Raw genomic sequence first — 21,139 nt, 5'->3', positions numbered from 1 at the left:
TCTGGCTGTCACAGAATATCCCTGCACCGCCCACTAACTGAAATTGGTCCCGCCCGTCAAGGCCTTAGCTGGACCTTGGTGAAAACTTCATTTAATACCGGCGAAGCGGGGTAGCTGATGACCCGGTCGGACAGTGCCAGCGCCGAAATGGGGAACGCGATGGGGACGGCCGGAACCGTCGCGGCGATCTGGGCATTGATGGTCTGGTACTGCTCGGTGCGTTCCTTGCCGTCGGGCAGGCCGCGGGCGCGGTCGATCTTGGAGAAGACCTGGGCGTCCTGGTATCCGAACTCGCCGTTCTTCTCGCCGAACAGCGGAGCCAGGAAGTTGTCCGCGTCCGAGTAGGAGCCGTTCCAGCCGAGCAGGTGGAACGCGTGGTCGCCGGGGGACTGCACCTTCTGCAGGTAGCCGTCGGACCAGTCGACGGGAACCGGCCTGATGTTAAAGCCCACGGCCGTGAGCTGGCTGCTGATCTCGGCATAGACCTTTTCGGGCGTGGGCAGATAGGGCCGGGTCGCGTTCATGGGGTAGTAGAACTTGAGCGGCTGGCCCTTGTAGCCTGCCTCCGCCAGCAGCTCCTTGGCCTTGGCCGGGTCATATCCCAGGGCTGGCGCGTTGTTGTTGAAGCCGCTCAGTTTCGGCGGCACGAACTGCGAAGCCTGTGCTGTGTTGTCGATGAAGAAGCGCCGGATGAGGGTGTCCTTGTCGATGGCCAGCTCGACTGCCTGCCTGACCTTGAGGTCCTTCAGTGCAGGAATCTCCTGGTTCATGCCCAGGTACATCACCGAAAAGGGGTCACGCTGGATGATCTGCTTACCGCGCTTGACGAGCTGGTCGAAGTTTCCCACCGTCACGGCGTCATAGCCGTCGATCTTGCCGTCGAGCAGGGCCTGGAGCCGGGTCTGCGGATGGTCGTAGGCGACGAACCTGATGGTGCCGATCTGCCCCCTGTCCCCCCAGTAGTCCTTATTGGTGACTAGGGTGACGCTCGTGCTGTCCCAGGCGGAGAAGCGGAACGGTCCTGTGCCCACGGGGTGCGTGCCGTAGGCGGAAAGGACCTGGCCGCCACGGTTGAGGTTCAGGACGTCGGCCCGTCCGGCGGCGAGTGCCTTGGGGGAGGAGATGGCGAACGCGGGCAGGGTCAGGGCCTGCAGGAATCCCGTGAAGCGTTCGGTGAGGTCGATCCGCAACAGCAGCGGCGACAGCGCCGTGCAGGACTTGAAGACGGAGAGGCCGGCTTGATCAGCGTGTTCTTTGAATACGCCCTTGAAGGTGGTGCCTGCAGCCTTCTTCCGGATCGCTTCGGAGAAGTTGAACCAGCGCTCAAAGTTGGTGCAGACGGCCTCGGCGTTGAACGGGGAGCCGTCGTGGAACGTGACGCCGGAGCGCAGCGTGAAGGTATAGGAGCGGCCGTCCGCGGACGCAGTCCATTCGGTGGCGAGCAGCGGCGTCGGTTCGCCCGTGGTCTGGTTGACGCCTACGAGTCCCTCAAGGACCTGGCGGGTGACACGCTGGGACTCGACGTCGTTGGCCAGGGCGGGGTCCAGGCCCAGAGGCTGCGAAGCGGTACCGAACGCGAAGGTGGCCGAGGGGCTGGTGGGCTTGGGGGTGGCGCTCACCGCCGCGGAGGAGGGCGCGGGGTCCGGTTCGCCCGTGCAGGAGGTGAGCGTCAAGCCCAGAAGAACTGCACCGGTTTTGATGGCCGTACGGCGCGACATACTGCTGGGCACTGGATTATCACCTCTGGGCTGCTGGGCTGCTGGGCTGCGCGTGGGCGGCTGCGGTCTGCTGGCCCCGACCCCCATTCTAATTGACGGGCAGGCTCCTCTTGACGGACCCGGCAGCCCGGACACGCGAATCAGGGCGTACACGCCAAAGCCGTGGTCCGCACCTCGAGGGTGCGGACCACGGCTTCCCCTGCCCCGGATGGAGTCCCAGTTCTCCTCCGGACGGGAGTATCAGCGGGGGTTACTTGGGCATCAGCACCGAGTCGACCAGGTAAACGGTGGCGTTGGCCGTCTTGACGCCGCCGCAGATCACGTTGGCGCCGTCAACCTTGAGTGCGTCCTTGCTGCCGGTCACGGTCACGGAACCGCCCTGGACGGTCTTGTGCGTGCCGACGATCTTGTCAGGGGTGATCTGGCCCGGGACAACGTGGTAGGTGAGGATCTTGCTCAGCAGGGCGTCGTCCTTCTTGAGCGTTTCGATAGTGGCGGCGTCGATCTTGGCGAAGGCGTCGTCCACCGGGGCGAAGACAGTGAACTCGCTGCCGTTCAGCGTGTCCACCAGGTCAACCTTCGGGTTGAGCTTGCCGGAAACAGCGGCCGTGAGCGTCTTCAGGAGCGGGTTGTTGGAGGCGGCCACGGTCACCGGGTCAAGGGCCATGCCCGAGACTGAACCTGCACCGCTGGGAACTTTCTCCGCGTAACCGGCGCAGCCGGGGCCGGCGAGGTTGGCTGCGGGATCCATGGCGGCCGCGGAGGTCTCCGACGGCGACGGCGCCATGCTGGAGGCGGACGGTTCAGCTGCAGGGGAGGAGCTGGGAGCCGTCGTGGCCGAACCGCCGCAAGCGGTCAGGCTGAGCAGAGCTGCGGCTGCAACACCTGCAACGGTGAAAGTTGTGCGCTTGAAAGACTGCATTTCGATTCTCCTTGGTTGTGCCGATCATTGCCTGCGGAGAACGGTTTCCGTCCCCGTCCATTGGCCCTATTCCGACTGTGGGCACCGACCCTTGGTTGGTGTCTCAATGGGTATTCGGCCAATGGGCGGCCACGGATGGGTGAACCGGAAAAACTCTTTTGAGCGGGCCTGTTTTCGCCTCGGCCGCGCGGGAGGATCCACTGCTTAAACGCCGGAATCCCGGGCCGAGTGGCCCGGGATTCCGTGCTGTGCAGTGTTCGTTCTGTGCAGTGTTGCTGAGCACTGCGGTTTGCTTTGTGCGCAAGGGGGGACTTGAACCCCCACGCCCGAAGGCACAGGAACCTAAATCCTGCGTGTCTGCCAATTTCACCACTCGCGCGCGGCTCCACCTGGCGCCTTCCTGCCCGGTTGTGACGGGCAGAAAAACGTACGACGGCGGATGCCAGCCTCCATTGTACGTCAGCCAGGTGTACCTTCAGCAGGCTGGACCTTCAGTCAGCGGCCGGAGTCAGTTGCCGGCTTCCGCCAGCTTTAGATCCTTACGCAGCTTCGCAACATGGCCTGTTGCCCTGACGTTGTACTGGGCCACGGCGACCTTGCCGTCCGGATCCACCACAACGGTCGAACGGATGAGGCCTTCGTACGTGCGCCCGTAGTTCTTCTTCTCGCCCCACGCAGCGTAGGCCTCGGCAACGGCATGGCTTTCGTCCGACAGGAGCGGGAACGTCAGGCCTTCGGACTCAGCAAATGCGGCCAGCTTTCGGACGGGGTCAGGCGAGATTCCCAGTACGTCGTAGCCCGCGGACTGCAGCGAGGCAAGGCTGTCGCGGAAGTCGCACGCCTCTTTGGTGCAACCGGGGGTGGCGGCTGCCGGATAAAAATAAATGATGGTGTTCCGGCCGCGGTAGTCGCTGAGGCTGACGTCTGCTCCGGCCGAATCCTTCAATGTAAAGGCAGGTGCAGCGTCGCCCGGGATGAGTCTTTCAGCCAAAGTATTCTCCTTGTTTGCGTGAGGGACATTTAAGCTTAGTAAGGCTTGCGGGCGGGCACTAATCCACACTGGCTATACTTGTTGGTATGCCTGATATGGATCGCTGGCCCACTGGGCGCCTCTTGTCCACAGCGGCACGTCTGGTTGAGCATTCCTGGAATGAAAAGCTGGGTGCTATCGGCCTCACCCACGCCGGTGTGATTGCCATCGAGGTTCTCTACAACAACGGTCCCATGACACAGGCGCAGCTGGCTCAGCTGGTGCGCGTTCAGGCCCAGACAATGGGCAAGACGCTCAGCCGGCTTGAAGCGCACGGACACATCGTGCGCCAGCGCAGCACGTCTGACCGCCGCAGCCACGTCGTTTCACTCACTGAGCGGGGCACCGAGGCGGTGGCCGCCGCAGCAGACATGGAACGGTCCGTGCTTGCCGCAGCGTCCATCGATCCGGATGTCCTCCGGCAGGAACTTCAGGCCGTGGTCCGGGAGCTCGCTACCCGTTTCGCATCCCCCGAGGCCACCGCCATCGTGGGGAGCGGCGACGCAGCGCTGGCGGTCGAGGCCCGCTCCTTCGACTGACCGAAGCAACGTTCTTTCCGGCCCCGGGCGTACAGCAACCGGGTCCGCATGCTTGTGCGCCATGACTGCCATCAGCGACGCCGGCTGAATCCTCCTTATCCGACCGGGTTGACGGCACGTCAGGGGAGGGGCACACTGACCACATATTTGTGAGTCCTGGAGATGGGCGGACAAGACATGCCTGAAGACCAAACTGATGGCCACGGCCCCAACTCCGGACGAACCCGGAACCGAAGCCCCCTCGTGCGCCGTGTCATCCTCCCTGATTTCATCGTCGTGTCGCTCGCACCGATCGCGGAGAACGTTACGTACAAGCTCGCAACCCAAGGCAGGCAAACGTGGCTCTTTCAGGATCTGGGCTACATGCTCGGCGCGGGCCTGCTCATCGTTATCACCTTCTATGGCATCTGGATCCACCAGCGGGACGACCGGAATCTTCCTCCGGCTGATGCCCTGCGGGACGCGATTGCTGCCACTGTGGTTCTCCTGTACCTGGTGCTGGTCTCGTGGGGGACCTTCTTCGCGCCGGGCCCCAACCGGGACCTTCTCCCGGACCAGCTCCTTGCATCGCTGACGACTGTCACCGGCGTCGTCATCGCGTTTTATTTCATCTCCACAGCTGCGGCCAGCAAGTGGTCACCGAAACCGCCCTGGGCAGGAGAACCTGCTGATCAAGTTCAGACTGCAACGGAAAACGAGCAGCGCTAACCGTTCAATTCCTCCGGCGGGGAAGCACCAGAAGGGCATCGCCGACGGGCCGTTGGCCGGCCGTGTCCGACGGAGAGTTGACCACCTGGCCACTGACCACCAGCAGAGTGCGTCCCCGGGCATCGACGCCGGCGATGGTGCGGGGGGTTGCGTTGTGGACCCAGCCGCAATAGAAGCCGTTGCTGTCGCCGCCGTGGACAAAGCCGTCCCGTTTTGCCGTGATGTTCTCGGCGCCGTTGGACATTAGGGTCTCGCCGTCGCCGTTGACGAGTCCTGCGTCGATCTTCAGCCGCGCGCCGACCGTGTCCAGGCTGCCGAGTTTCCGGGCGTTGCGCGGAGCCGGGAGCGTCCGGATCGGGCGAGGCTGACGGGATGGCGACTTCGGCCGTCCATACGAGGGAGGGGTCTGCAGCTCCCCGGGTGATCGAGGTCCGGGTCAGCCCCGGAGCCAGCTCGGTGACGGTCCGGAACTCGGGCAGGTCCGGCGCGCCGAGTTGCAGTGTTTCGGTGCGGTCTGCCGCTGCCCCCGGCGTTTGCCGGCCAACAGAATGGGCCTCGTCCGGGAGTACCGGACGAGGCCCATCAGGGGACAAGGCTCATTAGGCCTGGCTGCTGGCTGGTCCGCAGAGCGTCGCAAGCAATTTCGGGATCCACGGCATCGGAGATCCTTTCCGTGGCCTGCAGCTGCAGCCTGCAGCTGCAGCCTGCTGCTGCAGCCCTTAGCTGCAGAACTTGCTGTAGGTGCTGCCGGCCTGCTCGTAGTCGGCCTTCAGGGCGTTGAGCTTTTCGGTGTCCGGTTTTTCCTTGACGGACTCGTCCGTGTAATCCAGGATCGCCTGCAGCGCCGGCTTCAGGTCATCTGAGGACACGGCCTCGATGGGCCGGATCTGGTTGGCAAGGCGCGTCATTCCTGTCTTGCCCAGGCTGTTCGTGGGGTTCGACACCACGATCTTAATCCGGTCGCAGGTTTCTGCGGTGGTCAGTTGGGGTGAGGCGCAGGCCGAAGCGGAGAGGAGGAGGCCGGCGGTGAGCAGGGCGGTGGTGAGTTTCTTCATGGGTTCCCTCAGTAGTTGATGACGTTCGATTGTAAGCAGACGCTCCTGAGCACCCGGTGCTGGTGGCGCGCGCTCAACGGAGGCGGAATCAAGAAACCTGCTGTGCGGCCGCGACGGGTCTGGCGCTTCGTGGCATTCGCGGGCAAAACGAAACCCCGCCTTCATGGCTTGTGGCCTATGAAGACGGGGTTTCTCACCTGTGCACCCCCCGGGACTTGAACCCGGAACCCATTGATTAAGAGTCAATTGCTCTGCCAATTGAGCTAGAGGTGCATCTGCTGTTTCGTTCAATCGTGGGCTTTTCTTTCCCTCGTTGATCTCCGCAACGACATGAAACTCTACACGAACTTTTGGCCAGTGTGAAATCGGGCCGTCAGGAGGTCCCGCACGTTAGTTCGGAAGGCCCAAAATCAGCACAAAATCAGGGTTTTGGTTGTTGCTCAGAGCCCACAGATCCCCGTTCGGGGCGAGTGAAACGCTCCGGATTCGGCCGTATTGCCGTGTGAAATAGCCCACAGGGGTGCCGGCGTTTTCACCCTGGAGCGGAACGGCCCAGATTCGCTGGCCCCTGAGCGCGCCCAGATAGGCCGTGCCGCCCACGATTTCCAGGCCGCTGGGGGATGATTCGGCCGTGGACGGCCAGACAACCTTTGCATCGATGAATCCCTGACGGTGAGGTGCGCCGGTGACTTCCGGCCAGCCGTAGTTTCCACCCGCCTGGATCAGATTGAGCTCATCATTGACTTCGGGACCGAACTCGCTGGCCCACAGCCGGCCGTCGCTGTCCCAGGCCAGTCCCTGCACATTCCGGTGCCCCAGGCTGTAAACGGGATTTCCGGGGAACGGGTTACCCGGCGCCGGCTGGCCGTCCCGGGTAAGGCGCAGGATTTTCCCGCCCAGCGCATTCCGGTCCTGGGGCTGTTCCCGTCGCTGGGAGTCGCCCGTCCCCACATAGAGAAAACCGTCGGGGCCGAAGCGGAGCCTGCCGCCGTTGTGCGTGGAGGCCTTCGGGATGCCGGAGAAGATGACTTCGGGGGCGCCCAGCCTGAGTTGCGGGTTCGATCCCGTCCCGGCTTCGTCGAGCCGCACGCGGGCGATCCGGTTGTCATCGGCCGCGGTGAAGTAGAAGTACAGGAGCCGGTCTGACGCGAAGTCGGGCGACAAAGCCAGGCCCATCAAGCCGCCCTCGCCACCGGGAACTACGTCCGGGACTTGGCCGATGGTGCGGATTTCGTTGCCCTTCACGGACTTGAGGAGGGCGGAATCCCGTTCCGATATCAGGGCGGACCCATCAGGCAGGAACACGGTTGACCAAGGCAGTTGCAGGCCGTCAATCCTGGTTCGGACCACTGGTGCCGCGGGTCCGCTGGAGGAGGCCGCGCCGGGGCTGACTGATGCACTCCCGCCCGGGCCGGTGGCGCTGCCCGCGGTGCTTGCGGCCGGAGTGCCGTTGTTGCCGGTCGTCGGTGCGCCGCCGCCGTCACCCGTACATCCGGCCAGCATGACCCCCAGTGCCAGTGCCACAGCCACGGCGCCGGAACGCTTGGAGGGAGCCGGGCGCAAGTCGACGGGCACCCGGCCGTCTGGCACGGCAGAACCCCGCGCGCTGACCAGGCCTTCCGCGGTCCTTCTCGCTCCCGCCGCTGCCACTGTTATTGCACCGTGGTGGTGGTGCCCGTCATCATTGCCCCTCTCGCTGCCCCTTTATCAGCCGGCAGCCCTTCTTCCTCAGCGCCTCGACCGGCGCGGTGCGCGGAAGCCGGCAGCCTCGGCATGCGCCGCGGTCAGGAACCACACTTCGGCCCTGGCCTCCTCGTAGCCGGAACTGTCTTCGTCGTAGTAGGTCATTGAGCCGATGTCGCCCTTCACGACGTAACCGTCCGGGGCGCTGCCGTCCGCCGCCGCTGCCGCCGACCCTTCGCCGTAGGGCTGGCCCGGTTCCGCGCCCAGTGCCGGCTCCGTGCCCGGGATCGGCTCCTGATCCAAGCCCGAGGCGCCTCCCGTACCCTCGGCCGCGTGGCCGGAAGGCTCGGCCTCATGGCTCGCGGCGGCCTCCGTGGCGGCGGAGGACGCGATCCGCTGCTTGGTTTCTGCCTCGGCATCGAATGCCTCGGCCGCAGCTGATTCGGCGCCGGGCAGGGTGGGGGCGTGCGGTTCCGTGTACTCGGCGTGATGCACAGGAGTGGCGGGCTGGGCTGCCAGGGCGGGTTCGGACTCTGCTGCCGGTGCCCCGCCGGCATCGGACCACTGGGCGTCCCATTCGGCCTTGTCCTCGTCATCATCCCAATCATCGACGTCGCCGCCCGCGGGGGAGCGGCCGGGAGCCGAGGAGGGGCTTTCCCATGCGTCGGCGGCTGCGGCGGCAGGTGCCTCGCCCGTCGTCGCAGTGCCGGACGCACCCGTGGCCGGCTCTTCTGCCGAGGGGCGCGGCGTGGCGGCGTCCCATGACTCGATGTCCGGCTCAAGGTCCTCAGGCTCGGCCTGGGCGGCCACAGGGGAGCCCTGCCGTGCCGGCGCTTCGGCGGCTGCGGGGCCGGCGTCCGGCCCAGTCGTCCGGCCGGCGCCGGCTGCCATTCCGGTGGTGGCCGCAGCAGCCGACGCTGCGGCGGCGGACGCGGCGGTGCCGCCGGCCTGCGGACGCTCAGAGGCGGTGACGTCACCCTGGGTGCCGGTGGAAGCCGCGGACGTTACCTGGTCAGTGCGGGCCGAATCCTGGGCTGCCGCCGTATTGCCCGAATTGCGGTTCAGCAGCCACCAGACGATGGCGATGATCAATACGATGACGATGACCCAGATAATCCACTCCATAGCAAAGCCCTTCTGTCCACGAGGCGAGGTTGCCGTTGCTTGACGGTACGTCGCTGTCAATACGGCTGTCTAGGTTTGTCATGACCTGGCGCGCACGCGCCGTTATGGATAAGGACCATTCAAGAGTCATCCCTCCGTGACGTAGCCTCGCTTCATGGACTTCAAGCGGCTCCGCATACTCAGGGAACTGGCCGACCGGGGATCGGTGGGTGCCACGGCCGAGGCGCTGGGCGTCACGCCCTCCGCCGTTTCGCAACAGCTGAAGACCCTGCAGGACGAACTTGGCGTTGTGCTCGTGGAGAAGTCCGGCCGGGGCGTGAGGCTCACGGAGGCAGGGGCGGCGATGGCGCGCGCGGCGGCGGAAGTCGCCGTCGCGATGGCACGCGCCGAGGCAACGGTTGATACGTACCGCCGGGGCTGGCAGACCCAGGTCAAGGCCGCCTTCTTCCCCAGTGCCGCGGAAATGCTGCTGCCCGGGCTGCTGCACCGGGTGAAAGCCATTGACGGGCTGCACTTCGAGGCGCATCTGGAGGATCCCATGGTGGCCGGTTTCGCCAGCCTCGCCGCGGACTACGACATCGTCCTGGCCCACAGCGTCGACGGGCCGGACGTCTTTGCGCGCCGTGGCCTGGTGGTTGTGCCGCTGCTCAATGAGCCCCTGGACGTGGCCATTCCGGCCGGCCATGTCCTGGCCTCCAAGACGAGCCTGACGTCCCGGGACGTTGTCGGCTTTCCTTGGATGGGAGTCCCTGAAGGGTTCCCTTTCGACACCGTCCTCCAGCAGATTGAGGCGCAGGCGGGCGCCACCGCCGTGCGCGCCCAGCTCTTTGCCGACCTGCGTGTACTGGAGGCCCTCGTCAGTTCGGGCCACGGGCTGTCGCTGCTCCCGCGCTACACGTCACTTGGAAACCAGGGGCACGGATTCGTCCTCCGTCCGCTGACCGGAGTAACTGCGCGCCGCAGCATCGTGGCGCTGGCACGGCCGGAGGTGGCGGCGCGGTCCACCATCCAGCAGGTCCTGGGCATGCTGACCGAGGAGGCCAGGTGCCTGACGGACAGCCTGGAGCGGACGTGATCCCGGCCACGAAAGCGCAGCATTCCCCAGCGGCGTTTCATTATGTGAGACAAGAGTCCACTATCTGATCGAAATATTCCCGAATTTCCGCTTAACGGGCCGCTCCCGGTAGTTGGCTCCCTCGCCGGAGTCATAGACTTTGACCCATGAGTGAGGACACCCAGATCGCAACCGACAACAAGCCTGACATCAAACCCCGGAGCCGGGTTGTCACAGACGGCATCCATGCGGCTCCGGCACGCGGGATGTTCCGGGCCGTCGGCATGGGTGATGACGACTTCGCCAAGCCGCAGATCGGCGTCGCGAGCTCCTGGAATGAAATCACCCCCTGCAACCTTTCCCTGAACCGGCTGGCCCAGGGCGCCAAGGAAGGCGTCCACGCCGGCGGCGGATTCCCGATGCAGTTCGGCACCATCTCCGTCTCCGACGGTATTTCCATGGGCCACGAGGGCATGCACTTTTCCCTCGTCTCCCGCGAAGTCATTGCCGATTCCGTGGAAACTGTGATGCAGGCCGAGCGCATTGACGGCTCGGTGCTGCTGGCCGGCTGCGACAAGTCCCTTCCGGGAATGCTGATGGCAGCCGCGCGCCTGGACCTCGCCAGCGTGTTCCTCTACGCCGGCTCGATCATGCCGGGTTGGGTCAAGCTCGAGGATGGCTCCGAAAAGGAAGTCACGCTCATTGACGCATTCGAGGCGGTGGGCGCGTGCGCGGCCGGCAAGATGAGCAGGGGCGACCTGGACCGCATCGAACGCGCCATCTGCCCGGGCGAAGGCGCCTGCGGCGGCATGTACACGGCCAACACCATGGCCTGCATCGGTGAAGCCCTCGGCATGTCCCTGCCGGGTTCGGCCGCTCCGCCCTCCGCGGACCGCCGCCGCGACGAATTCGCCCGCAAGTCCGGCGAAGCCGTGGTCAACCTGCTGCGCCTGGGCATCACGGCCCGGGATATCATGACCAAGAAGGCCTTCGAGAACGCCATCGCCGTCACCATGGCGTTCGGCGGCTCCACCAACGCCGTGTTGCACCTGCTGGCCATCGCCCGCGAGGCCGAGGTCGAGCTGACCCTCGATGACTTCAACCGCATCGGGGACAAGATCCCGCACCTGGGCGACCTCAAGCCCTTCGGGCGTTACGTGATGACCGACGTCGACAAGATCGGCGGCGTTCCGGTGATCATGAAGGCACTGCTCGACGCCGGGCTGCTGCACGGTGACTGCCTCACCGTCACCGGCAAGACCCTGGCGGAAAACCTTGCGTCGATCAACCCGCCGGACCTGGACGGCAAGATCCTGCGCGCGCTGGACAACCCGATCCACAAGACCGGCGGCATTACCATCCTGCACGGTTCCATGGCGCCGGAGGGCGCCGTGGTCAAGAGCGCCGGCTTCGACGCCGACGTCTTCGAAGGCACCGCCCGCGTCTTCGAACGCGAGCAGGGCGCCTTGGACGCACTCGATAACGGCGCCATCCAAAAGGGCGACGTCGTGGTGATCCGCTACGAAGGTCCCAAGGGTGGCCCGGGCATGCGCGAGATGCTCGCGATCACCGGCGCCATCAAGGGTGCGGGCCTGGGCAAGGACGTCCTGCTCCTGACCGACGGGCGTTTCTCCGGCGGCACCACGGGCCTGTGCATCGGCCACGTCGCTCCCGAAGCCGTCGACGGCGGGCCCATCGCCTTCGTCAAGGACGGCGACCGCATCCGCGTGGACATCGCGGCCCGCAGCTTCGACCTGCTGGTGGACGACGCCGAGCTCGAGTCCCGCAAGATCGGCTGGGAACCGCTGCCGGCCAAGTTCACCAAGGGCGTCCTGGCCAAGTACGCCAAGCTGGTGCACAGCGCCTCCACCGGCGCATACTGCGGGTAGCGGGCGATCCCTACCCTGACGATGCGGCGCGGCCGCCGCATCGTCAGGGGCCCTCGGGATCACCGCTATTAAGCCCTGCCGCCAGCGCGGCCGGGTGGCCGGATGGACTGATGAGGGCCAGTCTGTGGACAATGAAGTCCAAATGGTGAGACGCGGGCCGTGCTCGTTGACACGCTTCTCACCAGAGGGAAAACTGAACGCATGATCGCATTCGTTACCGCCGGCGCCGTCGTCGTCCTTACCAAGCGCGTGGCTCAATAGCCCGACTGGTAACGAACTGTCACGCGCAACCCCTCGAAGAGCCGCCAGGCTGAGGGGTTTTTTTATTTTCCAGCGTGGCAGCGTTCAGCTTCACCCAGCACCGCCCATTCAAGATCCACTAAGGAAGAGTCCGATGAGCAAAGGATCGCCGATCAGCCCCTCGCTGATGGCTACTAAGTCCGCTGGAGCCCCCAAGGCTCCGGAACGCGCCGACCGGACGGCTGAAACCGCCGTCGGCGTCGACACTGCTGCAACCGCCTCTCCTGTACTTGGGCCGAACAACGTCGTACCCCCGACGGTGATGACCGGCTCGCAAGCAATTGTCCGTTCGCTCGAAGAACTCGGCGTCGACGATATTTTCGGTTTGCCCGGTGGCGCGATCCTGCCCACCTATGACCCTCTGATGGCCTCCAAAATGAACCACATTCTGGTCCGTCACGAGCAGGGAGCCGGCCACGCCGCGCAAGGCTACGCCATGGTTACCGGGCGGGTGGGCGTCTGCATCGCCACCTCGGGCCCCGGTGCCACCAACCTCGTCACCGCCATCATGGATGCTCACATGGACTCCGTTCCGATTGTGGCCATCACCGGCCAGGTCTCCAGCGGAGTGATCGGCACCGATGCCTTCCAGGAAGCGGACATCGTGGGCATCACCATGCCCATCACGAAGCACTCCTTCCTGGTGACGGACCCCAACGACATCCCGCACGTCATGGCCGAGGCGTTCCACCTCGCCTCGACGGGCCGCCCGGGTCCTGTCCTTGTTGACGTTGCCAAGGACGCCCAGCAGGGTCAGATGACGTTCTCCTGGCCGCCGAAGATCGACCTGCCCGGCTACCGGCCGGTGGTCCGCGGCCACAACAAGCAGGTCCGTGAGGCGGCAAAGCTGATCGCCGCCGCCAGCAAGCCCGTGCTGTACGTGGGCGGCGGTGTGGTCAAGGCCCACGCCTCGGCCGAGCTCCGTGAGCTGGCGGAAATCACCGGCGCGCCGGTGGTCACCACCCTGATGGCCCGCGGCGTCTTCCCGGACTCGCACCCCCAGCACGTCGGCATGCCCGGCATGCACGGCACGGTGTCCGCGGTGACGGCCCTGCAGCAGTCGGACCTCCTCATCACCCTGGGCGCCCGGTTTGACGACCGCGTGACCGGCATCCTGAAGACCTTCGCGCCCAACGCCAAGGTGATCCATGCCGACATCGACCCCGCCGAGATTTCCAAGAACCGCACGGCGGACGTCCCGATTGTCGGATCGGTCAAGGAAATCATTCCGGAACTGACCGAAGCCGTGCGCACCCAGTTCGCAACCTCGGGCACGCCGGACCTGGCCAGCTGGTGGGCCTTCCTGAACAACCTGAAGGAAACTTATCCGCTGGGGTGGACCGAGCCCGAAGACGGACTCAGCGCACCGCAGCGCGTCATCGAGCGCATCGGCGCCCTCACCGGCCCCGAAGGCATCTACGTTGCCGGCGTTGGCCAGCACCAGATGTGGGCCGCGCAGTTCATCAAGTACGAGCGCCCGCACGCCTGGCTGAACTCCGGCGGCGCCGGCACCATGGGCTACGCTGTTCCGGCCGCAATGGGCGCCAAGGTGGGGGAGCCGGACCGCGTGGTCTGGGCCATCGACGGTGACGGCTGCTTCCAGATGACCAACCAGGAACTGGCCACGTGCGCCATCAACAACATCCCGATCAAGGTTGCCGTCATCAACAACTCCTCGCTGGGCATGGTGCGGCAGTGGCAGACGCTCTTCTATGAAGGGCGCTACTCGAACACGGACCTGAACACCGGCCACGACACCGTCCGCATCCCGGACTTCGTCAAGCTCGGCGAGGCCTACGGCTGCGCCTCCTTCCGCTGCGAACGCGATGAGGACATCGACGCCACTATCCAGAAGGCCCTGGAAATCAATGACCGCCCCGTGGTCATTGACTTCGTTGTCAGCCCCAACTCCATGGTGTGGCCGATGGTGCCCGCAGGGGTCAGCAACGACCAGATCCAGGTTGCCCGCAACATGACCCCGGAATGGGAAGAGGAGGACTGATCATGAGCCGCCATACACTGTCCGTTCTGGTCGAAGACAAGCCCGGTGTGCTGACCCGCGTGGCGAGCCTTTTCGCCCGCAGGGCCTTCAACATCAATTCCCTGGCCGTCGGCCCGACCGAAGTTCCGGGCATGTCCCGGATGACCGTCGTCGTCGACGCCGACGGTGACCTGATCGAACAGATCACCAAACAGTTGAACAAGCTGGTCAACGTGATCAAGATTGTTGAACTGACTTCCGAATCTTCCGTACAGCGCGACCACATCCTGGTCAAGGTACGTGCGGATGCCGCAACTCGTCTGCAGGTGACCCAGGCTGCAGACCTGTTCCGCGCTTCAGTGGTCGACGTCTCCACCGACTCCGTGGTTATTGAAGCAACTGGCCATCCCGAAAAGCTCACGGCACTGCTTTCAGTGCTGGAGCCGTTCGGTATCCGCGAAATTGTGCAGTCCGGCACCTTGGCCGTTGGACGGGGATCCCGCTCCATGAGTGACCGGGCGCTGCGCTCCGCTTAGGCATTGCCCAAGCAGCACGCTCCGCCCGTAACCGCAGCACCAGAGACACCTAACTACAAAGAATCCACTCAAAGGAGACACCCAAGTGACTGAAATGTTCTACGACGACGACGCCGACCTGTCGATCATCCAGGGTCGCAAGGTGGCCATTGTCGGCTACGGCTCCCAGGGCCACGCCCACGCGCTGAACCTGCGCGACTCCGGCGTCGAGGTTGTCATCGCCCTCAAGGAAGGCTCGACGTCGATCGCCAAGGCCGAGGAAGCAGGCTTCACGGTCAAGAACGTTGCCGACGCCGCCGAATGGGCCGACGTCATCATGATCCTGGCACCGGACCAGCACCAGCGCTCGATCTACAACGACTCCATCAAGGACAAGCTGACCGCCGGCAAGGCGCTCGCCTTCGCCCACGGCTTCAACATCCGCTTCGGCTACATCCAGGCTCCGGAGGGCGTTGATGTCATCCTGATCGCTCCGAAGGCTCCGGGCCACACGGTACGCCGCGAGTTCGAAGCCGGCCGCGGCATCCCCGACATCATTGCCGTGGAGCAGGACGCTTCCGGTTCCGCCTGGGAGCTGGCCAAGTCCTATGCCAAGGCCATTGGCGGCACGCGCGCCGGTGTCATCAAGACCACCTTCACCGAAGAGACCGAAACGGACCTCTTCGGCGAGCAGTCCGTCCTGTGCGGCGGCGTGTCCCAGCTGGTCCAGTACGGCTTCGAGACCCTGACCGAGGCCGGCTACCAGCCGCAGATCGCCTACTTCGAGGTGCTTCACGAGCTGAAGCTCATCGTTGACCTCATGTGGGAAGGTGGCATTGCCAAGCAGCGCTGGAGCGTTTCCGACACCGCAGAGTACGGCGACTACGTCTCCGGCCCGCGCGTCATCACCCCCGAGGTGAAGGAAAACATGAAGGCTGTCCTCGCCGACATCCAGAACGGCGCCTTCGCCAAGCGCTTCATTGAAGACCAGGACAACGGCGGCGTCGAGTTCAAGGAACTGCGTGCCAAGGCAGAGCAGCACCCGATCGAGGCTGTTGGCCGCGAGCTGCGCTCCCTGTTCTCCTGGCAGCAGCAGGACCAGGACTACGTTGAAGGCTCTGCAGCCCGCTAAGGCTGCCGTTTAGGCGCCGTTCAGAATGCGACAGTGAGGCCGGGTTCACACTTAACAATGTGAGCCCGGCCTTTCCGTCAGCCTAGACTTGATTCATCCCCAGGACTGCAACGCAGAGGATCAGCCGTGTCAAAACCCGTAGTACTGCTCGCCGAAGAACTTTCGCCCGCCACAGTCGAGGCCCTTGGCCCGGACTTCGAAATCCGCCAGATCGACGGCGCCGACCGTTCCCAGCTGCTCTCTGCCATTGCGGATGTGGATGCCATCCTGGTCCGGTCCGCCACGAAGGTGGATGCCGAAGCCATCGCCGCGGCCAAGAACCTGAAGGTCATCGCCCGCGCCGGCGTCGGCCTGGACAACGTTGACATCAAGGCCGCCACGCTGGCCGGCGTCATGGTGGTCAACGCCCCGACGTCGAACATCGTCTCCGCCGCCGAACTCACCGTGGGCCACATCCTGAGCCTGGCCCGCCACATCCCGCAGGCCAGCGCCGCCCTCAAGGACGGCGAATGGAAGCGCTCGAAGTACACGGGCATCGAGCTGTTCGAGAAGAAGGTCGGCATCATCGGCCTGGGCCGCATCGGCGCCCTCGTGGCCGCACGCCTTCAGGGCTTCGACACCGAGATCCTGGCCTACGATCCCTACATCACCTCCGCCCGGGCCGCGCAGCTCGGCGTGAAGCTGGTGAGCCTCGACGAGCTGCTGGCCCATTCGGACTTCGTCACCATCCACATGCCCAAGACCCCGGAAACCGTTGGCATGCTCGGCGCCGATGCCTTCACCAAGATGAAGCAGACCGCCTACGTCATCAACGTTGCCCGCGGCGGCCTCGTTGACGAGGAGGCCCTCTACACCGCCCTCCAGGACGGCCAGATCGCCGGAGCCGCCGTGGACGTTTTCGTCCAGGAGCCCAGCACGGACCTGCCGTTCTTCAAGCTGGACAACGTCGTGGTGACGCCGCACCTGGGCGCCTCCACGGACGAAGCCCAGGAAAAGGCCGGCGTGTCCGTGGCCAAGTCCGTCCGGCTCGCCCTGGCCGGCGAACTGGTCCCCGACGCCGTGAACGTTGCCGGCGGCGTGATCGCCCCCGATGTCCGCCCGGGCATCCCGCTGATCGAGAAGCTGGGCCGGATCTTCACCGCCCTGACCCACGCCTCCCTTACCCAGATCGACGTCGAGGTTGCCGGCGAAATCGCCGCCCTGGACGTCAAGGTCCTGGAGCTGGCGGCCCTCAAGGGAATCTTCGCCGACGTCGTCACCGAACAGGTCTCCTACGTCAACGCCCCCGTGATCGCCGAGCAGCGCGGCATCAACACACGCCTGATCACCACGCTCGAGGCCGAGGACTACCGCAACGTCCTGACCCTGCGCGGCGCGCTGAGCGACGGCTCGCAGATCTCGGTCGCCGGCACCCTGACGGGCCCCAAGCAGGTGCAGAAGCTGGTCGGCGTCAACGGCTACGACGTCGAAATCCCCATCAGCGAACACCTCGTCGTGGTCTCCTACGCGGACCGGCCCGGCGTCATCGGCACCATCGGTCACATCCTGGGCATGAACAACATCAACATCGGCGGGATGCAGGTCGCACGGCAGGCTGAGGGCGGCCAGGTGCTCGCGCTGCTCACCATCGACACCTCCGTTCCGCAGCAGGTGCTTGACGCCATCAAGGCCGGAATCGGCGCCGAAATGGTACGTGAAGTGGACCTCGAAGACTAGGGTCCTTCCCCAAGGTGAACTCCGCGTCGCTTGGAGTACACCTTGGACAAGTATGATTGGCCGGTCTGCGTACAATGGCTAGGTCCGAAATTTCAGGATCTTGCCGGCAGGCCGGCCAATACTTTTTGCACGCCCGCAAGGGACCACCCCCCACATCCACCGGTGATCGTGGCGTGCACACGCAATCCAGGTTTCAGGGAGCTCAATGAACGCCGTCCAGAGGTTCATCAGAAGCAAAGTGCTGCTGCTGACCGCTGCCATTTTGATCGTCGCCATGTGCCTGTCCGTCCTCGTCCAGAACCAGTCGCAGGCAGCGCTGAATCGGACTGTGGACGAGAACTCGCGCGGGCTCTATGACATCCTGGTCCAGGCCAAGGCGGGGTCCGGTGGTGCCCTGGTGCAGCCGGACATCGCCAACGGCCAGGGCGGGATCAGTTTCGACCAGCTTCAGGGCATCCGGGACCTGTCGGGCACCTCGGTGGCCGCGCCCATCAGCCTGGTCTCGCGTGTCACGCAGAACCTTGAAGCTCCCCGCCTTGAAGCCATGGACTATCTCGGCTTCAACGCAGGCCTCGTCGGCACGGCCACGGCCGGCCAGCCCGGGGGCACCGACCCCAGCAAGTGGCCCGCCGCCCAGTCCGTGCTGAGCGAGACCCCCAAGAAGTACCGCCTGACTGCCAGCGCCACGAGTTCCGACGGCGCATCCGAAAAGACCCTCTTCAAGTCGACGGCCGAAGGAACACTCGGCAAGGCCCGGCTCGTGGAAGAACAGGTCGAGGGCGGCAACAGCATCCGCATCGCCGGTCCCGAAGGGGAGACGGGCATCAAATTCCCGGCACCTGCCGGAGGCTCCGAGCACAACCTCTTCAATCTTTCCGTTGCCCTGCCCATGGCGCCGGAGGTCACCGAGTCCGTGGTCGCCGTCGACCCCGTTTCCGAGCGCGCGCTGCTCGGCACCTCAGGAGACTTCCTGGCCCCGCTGGAGAAGGCGCCGCCGGCGGACGCCCGCAGCGCCGCCGCGATCGGCCGCCATTTCGAAAGCCTCTTCACCAACGGCATCGGCATGCAGGAGCTCGAAGAGGGCCCGGACTTCCTGGGCGTCAAGCTCAAGTACTGGGCGCCCCTCATGACCCAGTACCAGCAGGCGAAGCGCAGCGGCGAGCTGACCGAGGATTCCCAGGCCATTCCGCTGATTGTCCGCTCCGGCACTTCCCTTGACCTGAAGTACTCCGTGAAGATCGAGGAAATCGATGACTCGGGGAACGTGGTCAAGGAGATCGGGACGGCGGACCGCTCCCTGGACAAGGACTACCTTCCGTTCGTGTCCAAGTCGCCCTTCGCGCTGTCCTGGCCCGGCTCCACGGACTACTCCAAGCTGCTCGGCAACTCCGCGAACTTCAGCCGCGGGCTCTACAGCCCCGCAACGTGGAGCACCAACTTCGCCTCCGCGCCCAAGTACACCGACGGCTCAACCGCGGGCAACGGCGCTACCGAGAAGACCGCGACGCCCGGTGAATGGGTTACCGTCAACCGGCTTCCGGAGAAGACGGCCGGCGGGGAACCGGTGGACCAGACCCAGCGCAACCCCGTGGACGAGCGCTCCTACCGGGAGAACCTCGAAACGGGCAAGAAGCTGGCGACGCCCCTCGCCATGGTTTATGGCACGTTCGATCCCGCCGCCGTGCAGGCGGCGGCCGGGGACGTCAACCGGCTTCCCCTGGGCGGCTACGACCCGACGCCGATGACCCTGACCAAGGACGCCGAGGGCAAGGATGTCCCGGATGCCGCGCTCAAGCCGTCCCTGAGCGCCACCGGATTGGTCAGCCAGTCCGCCGGGGCCATCACGGATTACTACGGCCTGGCGGCTGCCCGCGGCTACGAGAAGAACGCGTCAGTCATTGACGCCGTGCGTGTGCGCGCCAGCGCCCCGGGCAGCTGGAAGCAGGCGCAGCCGGACGTGGAGAAGCTCGCCAACGAGATCCGGGACATGGGCCTGGAAGCCACGGTTGTGGCCGGTTCCGCGCGAGAAGACGCCAACATCTTCGTTCCCGGCTACTCCAGGGACGACGCCGGCAAGGAGTCTGCGCTGGGCACCGTCCAGCAGTCGTGGGTCAGGCAGGACGCTGCCGACGCCGTGTCCGGCTCACTGACCGCCACGAACCTCACCCTGCTCTTCCTGACTCTCTGCGGTGCCGCGCTCCTCACCGGCGCATCGACTGTGAGCTACATCCGGCAACGGCGCCGCGAGGCGGGAACCCTGCGCGCCATGGGCTGGACCCAGCGGCGCATCCGCTCGTGGGTTCTGGAGGAATTCGCCGTGGGCGCGGGGCTGCTGGCAGTCGCGGGCGTCGTCCTGAGCCTGCTCAGCTGGAACCTCGCCACCGTGATTGTCTCGGCATCCGTGCTGGTCCTCTATCTGGCCGCGGCCTTCTTCGCCGCCCAGATGCTGCGCCACCGCGAGGAAGTTGACCAGGAACCGCAGCATGACGAGCGGCTCATCGCCGTCGATTCGCCGCTGACCTTCGCCAACCGCCAGTTGACCACCAACCGCTTCAACGCGATTTCCCTCGCCGTTGCGGTCGGCGTGTTCGGTGCCGCCGTGGGCGGTCTCGTCGCCCTGCTGATCGACATACCGCGGGCCGCCGGAGCCAGCGCGCTCAGCGGACTGGCCGCCGCCAGCGTGGCCCTGCCAAGCATCGTCCTGGGCCTCTCCGGAGTGGCGGTAGGGCTCGTGCTGACCCTCGTCACAGGCCGCTTCGAGCTGCAGGCCAAGCGCCAGTACCTCGGAACGCTGCAGGCCATGGGCTGGAACCCCGACATGCTCGGCCAGGTCCGGTTCTTCGAAAATGCCCTGGTGGGAGCGGTGGCGGTTCCGCTGGGCGTGCTCGGTGCCCTCGGCGTCGGCCTGCTCCTTGCCCCCTATGCCGCACTCTGGGCCGCCGTGGCCGGGCTCGTGGCTGTACTTTGCTGGATTCCGATTGCAACGAAAGTGGTCCAATGACTAACGACCTGAACCTTCGCCGGGAGCGCGGGAACGACGACGGCGGGGGCTCGTTCCAGACGCGCGCCAACACCCTCGTCAAGGCCGCCGATCACGGTACCCCGCTCGAGCTGGGCAATATCACCATCCGCTACGGCGGCGGAAAAGGCGGAGCCGAAGCCGTGAGCGTGGTGGAGGGCTTCGACCTGACCCTCCACGCAGGCGAGATGCACTGCGTTGCCGGCCGGAGCGGCTCAGGCAAGACCAGCATCCTGACCGTCGGTGCGGGGCTTACCCTGCCGACGTCGGGCCGGGTGCTGTGGGAGGGCGAGTCCCTCGAAAGCATGGGCGACGACGAGATCGCCGACCGGCGGCGTGCCCTGATCGGCTACGTTGACCAGGGCGGGGCACTGATCGACGGCATGAGCGCCCTCGAAAATGTCCTTCTGCCCGCCGTCCCGGACGGCGAAGTGGAACAGCGCCGCGACATGGCCAAGGACCTGCTGGACCTCGTAGGCCTCGGCCGGCGGATGCGGCACCGCCCCGCGCAGCTGTCCGGCGGCGAACGGCAGCGCGTTGCGATTGCCCGCGCCCTGATCCTCGGTACGCGCGTCCTGGTGGTTGATGAGCCCACCGCGAGCCTTGACCGGGCCTCGGCCAACCGCATCATCAGCATCCTGAAGGACACGACGTCCGACGGTATTGCCGTACTGGTTGCGTCACATGACCACGAACTGGTCCGGCTGAGCGATACCCTGACCGAACTGATCTAGCTTCATCCCTCCGCACTAA

Annotated in this window: 17 protein-coding genes and 2 tRNA genes; 10 read left to right on the top strand and 9 right to left on the bottom strand. The window is 65.4% G+C overall.

Annotation, left to right across the window (positions count from 1 at the left end; all coding sequences use genetic code 11):
• Positions 1 to 56: 56 nt before the first annotated feature.
• From ASG92_RS11595 to bcp, 4 genes are all read right to left on the bottom strand, one after another.
• Complete coding sequence (locus ASG92_RS11595; RefSeq protein WP_056628179.1) at positions 57 to 1,718, bottom strand: ABC transporter substrate-binding protein; 1,662 nt, start codon at positions 1,716 to 1,718, stop codon at positions 57 to 59.
• A 250-nt stretch (positions 1,719 to 1,968) separates the two neighbouring features.
• Positions 1,969 to 2,640: a fasciclin domain-containing protein gene (locus ASG92_RS11590; protein ID WP_056628176.1), complete on the bottom strand. Its 672-nt coding sequence runs from the start codon at positions 2,638 to 2,640 to the stop codon at positions 1,969 to 1,971.
• Between the two features lie 297 nt (positions 2,641 to 2,937).
• Positions 2,938 to 3,019 (bottom strand) — tRNA-Leu (locus tag ASG92_RS11585).
• Positions 3,020 to 3,148: 129 nt separating this feature from the next.
• A complete protein-coding gene (bcp, locus tag ASG92_RS11580; RefSeq protein WP_056628173.1) occupies positions 3,149 to 3,631 on the bottom strand; it encodes a thioredoxin-dependent thiol peroxidase in 483 nt (160 codons plus the stop codon).
• A gap of 95 nt (positions 3,632 to 3,726) precedes the next feature.
• On the opposite strand from bcp, the gene ASG92_RS11575 reads away from it, so the two are divergent.
• Both ASG92_RS11575 and ASG92_RS11570 read left to right on the top strand, forming a co-directional pair.
• Positions 3,727 to 4,209 (top strand): MarR family transcriptional regulator, encoded by a 483-nt coding sequence (locus tag ASG92_RS11575; protein ID WP_056628170.1) that lies wholly within the window; start codon positions 3,727 to 3,729, stop codon positions 4,207 to 4,209.
• Between the two features lie 177 nt (positions 4,210 to 4,386).
• Positions 4,387 to 4,917 carry a hypothetical protein gene (locus tag ASG92_RS11570; protein ID WP_157372189.1) on the top strand — a complete coding sequence of 177 codons (531 nt, stop codon included), beginning with the start codon at positions 4,387 to 4,389 and terminating at the stop codon, positions 4,915 to 4,917.
• 4 nt (positions 4,918 to 4,921) lie between these two features.
• Here the strand turns inward: ASG92_RS11570 and ASG92_RS11565 are convergent, their stop codons facing one another.
• The 5 genes from ASG92_RS11565 to ASG92_RS11545 form a co-directional block, all read right to left on the bottom strand.
• Complete coding sequence (locus tag ASG92_RS11565) at positions 4,922 to 5,161, bottom strand: hypothetical protein (protein WP_056628165.1); 240 nt, start codon at positions 5,159 to 5,161, stop codon at positions 4,922 to 4,924.
• Between the two features lie 475 nt (positions 5,162 to 5,636).
• Positions 5,637 to 5,972 carry a hypothetical protein gene (locus ASG92_RS11560; RefSeq protein WP_056628161.1) on the bottom strand — a complete coding sequence of 112 codons (336 nt, stop codon included), beginning with the start codon at positions 5,970 to 5,972 and terminating at the stop codon, positions 5,637 to 5,639.
• A 200-nt stretch (positions 5,973 to 6,172) separates the two neighbouring features.
• Positions 6,173 to 6,245 (bottom strand) — tRNA-Lys (locus tag ASG92_RS11555).
• 117 nt (positions 6,246 to 6,362) lie between these two features.
• Positions 6,363 to 7,475, bottom strand: a complete 1,113-nt coding sequence (locus tag ASG92_RS11550; protein ID WP_056628205.1) for a PQQ-dependent sugar dehydrogenase — start codon at positions 7,473 to 7,475, stop codon at positions 6,363 to 6,365.
• Between the two features lie 225 nt (positions 7,476 to 7,700).
• Positions 7,701 to 8,780, bottom strand: a complete 1,080-nt coding sequence (locus ASG92_RS11545; protein ID WP_056628158.1) for a hypothetical protein — start codon at positions 8,778 to 8,780, stop codon at positions 7,701 to 7,703.
• A gap of 154 nt (positions 8,781 to 8,934) precedes the next feature.
• Here ASG92_RS11545 and ASG92_RS11540 point away from each other — a divergent pair, with 154 nt between their 5' ends.
• The 8 genes from ASG92_RS11540 to ASG92_RS11505 all read left to right on the top strand — a co-directional run bounded on the left by ASG92_RS11540 (position 8,935) and on the right by ASG92_RS11505 (position 21,120).
• Positions 8,935 to 9,855 carry a LysR family transcriptional regulator gene (locus ASG92_RS11540; RefSeq protein ID WP_056628155.1) on the top strand — a complete coding sequence of 307 codons (921 nt, stop codon included), beginning with the start codon at positions 8,935 to 8,937 and terminating at the stop codon, positions 9,853 to 9,855.
• 146 nt (positions 9,856 to 10,001) lie between these two features.
• Positions 10,002 to 11,723 (top strand): dihydroxy-acid dehydratase, encoded by a 1,722-nt coding sequence (gene ilvD / locus ASG92_RS11535; protein WP_056628152.1) that lies wholly within the window; start codon positions 10,002 to 10,004, stop codon positions 11,721 to 11,723.
• A gap of 394 nt (positions 11,724 to 12,117) precedes the next feature.
• Positions 12,118 to 14,025, top strand: coding sequence for an acetolactate synthase large subunit (locus ASG92_RS11530; RefSeq protein ID WP_056628147.1), 1,908 nt, complete (start codon positions 12,118 to 12,120; stop codon positions 14,023 to 14,025).
• Positions 14,026 to 14,027: 2 nt separating this feature from the next.
• The gene (gene ilvN, locus ASG92_RS11525; RefSeq protein ID WP_056628144.1) at positions 14,028 to 14,540 is read left to right on the top strand and encodes an acetolactate synthase small subunit; all 513 of its coding nucleotides are present in this window, start codon (positions 14,028 to 14,030) and stop codon (positions 14,538 to 14,540) included.
• Positions 14,541 to 14,625: 85 nt separating this feature from the next.
• A complete protein-coding gene (ilvC, locus tag ASG92_RS11520; RefSeq protein ID WP_056628140.1) occupies positions 14,626 to 15,651 on the top strand; it encodes a ketol-acid reductoisomerase in 1,026 nt (341 codons plus the stop codon).
• 126 nt (positions 15,652 to 15,777) lie between these two features.
• Positions 15,778 to 17,367, top strand: coding sequence for a phosphoglycerate dehydrogenase (gene serA, locus ASG92_RS11515; RefSeq protein WP_056628137.1), 1,590 nt, complete (start codon positions 15,778 to 15,780; stop codon positions 17,365 to 17,367).
• 205 nt (positions 17,368 to 17,572) lie between these two features.
• Positions 17,573 to 20,368: an FtsX-like permease family protein gene (locus ASG92_RS11510; protein WP_056628134.1), complete on the top strand. Its 2,796-nt coding sequence runs from the start codon at positions 17,573 to 17,575 to the stop codon at positions 20,366 to 20,368.
• Entirely contained in the window at positions 20,365 to 21,120 is a 756-nt protein-coding gene (locus tag ASG92_RS11505; RefSeq protein ID WP_056628131.1) for an ATP-binding cassette domain-containing protein, read from the top strand. The genes ASG92_RS11510 and ASG92_RS11505 overlap by 4 nt, the downstream gene beginning before the upstream one ends.
• Positions 21,121 to 21,139 lie beyond the last annotated feature (19 nt).

The organism is Arthrobacter sp. Soil736, assembly GCF_001428005.1.
Classification (GTDB): Bacteria; Actinomycetota; Actinomycetes; order Actinomycetales; family Micrococcaceae; genus Arthrobacter.
This window is presented reverse-complemented; position numbering and strand designations above follow the sequence as displayed.

What these genes read in the sequence shown, in the direction of transcription:
- ASG92_RS11505 (WP_056628131.1), top strand. Translation starts at nt 20,365, where the DNA reads ATGACTAACGACCTGAACCTTCGCCGGGAGCGCGGGAACGACGACGGC.
- ASG92_RS11560 (WP_056628161.1), bottom strand. Translation starts at nt 5,972, where the DNA reads ATGAAGAAACTCACCACCGCCCTGCTCACCGCCGGCCTCCTCCTCTCC.
- ASG92_RS11590 (WP_056628176.1), bottom strand. Translation starts at nt 2,640, where the DNA reads ATGCAGTCTTTCAAGCGCACAACTTTCACCGTTGCAGGTGTTGCAGCC.
- ASG92_RS11540 (WP_056628155.1), top strand. Translation starts at nt 8,935, where the DNA reads ATGGACTTCAAGCGGCTCCGCATACTCAGGGAACTGGCCGACCGGGGA.
- ASG92_RS11530 (WP_056628147.1), top strand. Translation starts at nt 12,118, where the DNA reads ATGAGCAAAGGATCGCCGATCAGCCCCTCGCTGATGGCTACTAAGTCC.
- ASG92_RS11595 (WP_056628179.1), bottom strand. Translation starts at nt 1,718, where the DNA reads ATGTCGCGCCGTACGGCCATCAAAACCGGTGCAGTTCTTCTGGGCTTG.
- ilvN (WP_056628144.1), top strand. Translation starts at nt 14,028, where the DNA reads ATGAGCCGCCATACACTGTCCGTTCTGGTCGAAGACAAGCCCGGTGTG.
- ilvD (WP_056628152.1), top strand. Translation starts at nt 10,002, where the DNA reads ATGAGTGAGGACACCCAGATCGCAACCGACAACAAGCCTGACATCAAA.
- ASG92_RS11570 (WP_157372189.1), top strand. Translation starts at nt 4,387, where the DNA reads ATGCCTGAAGACCAAACTGATGGCCACGGCCCCAACTCCGGACGAACC.
- ASG92_RS11565 (WP_056628165.1), bottom strand. Translation starts at nt 5,161, where the DNA reads ATGTCCAACGGCGCCGAGAACATCACGGCAAAACGGGACGGCTTTGTC.
- ASG92_RS11550 (WP_056628205.1), bottom strand. Translation starts at nt 7,475, where the DNA reads ATGCTGGCCGGATGTACGGGTGACGGCGGCGGCGCACCGACGACCGGC.
- ASG92_RS11545 (WP_056628158.1), bottom strand. Translation starts at nt 8,780, where the DNA reads ATGGAGTGGATTATCTGGGTCATCGTCATCGTATTGATCATCGCCATC.
- ASG92_RS11510 (WP_056628134.1), top strand. Translation starts at nt 17,573, where the DNA reads ATGAACGCCGTCCAGAGGTTCATCAGAAGCAAAGTGCTGCTGCTGACC.
- ASG92_RS11575 (WP_056628170.1), top strand. Translation starts at nt 3,727, where the DNA reads ATGGATCGCTGGCCCACTGGGCGCCTCTTGTCCACAGCGGCACGTCTG.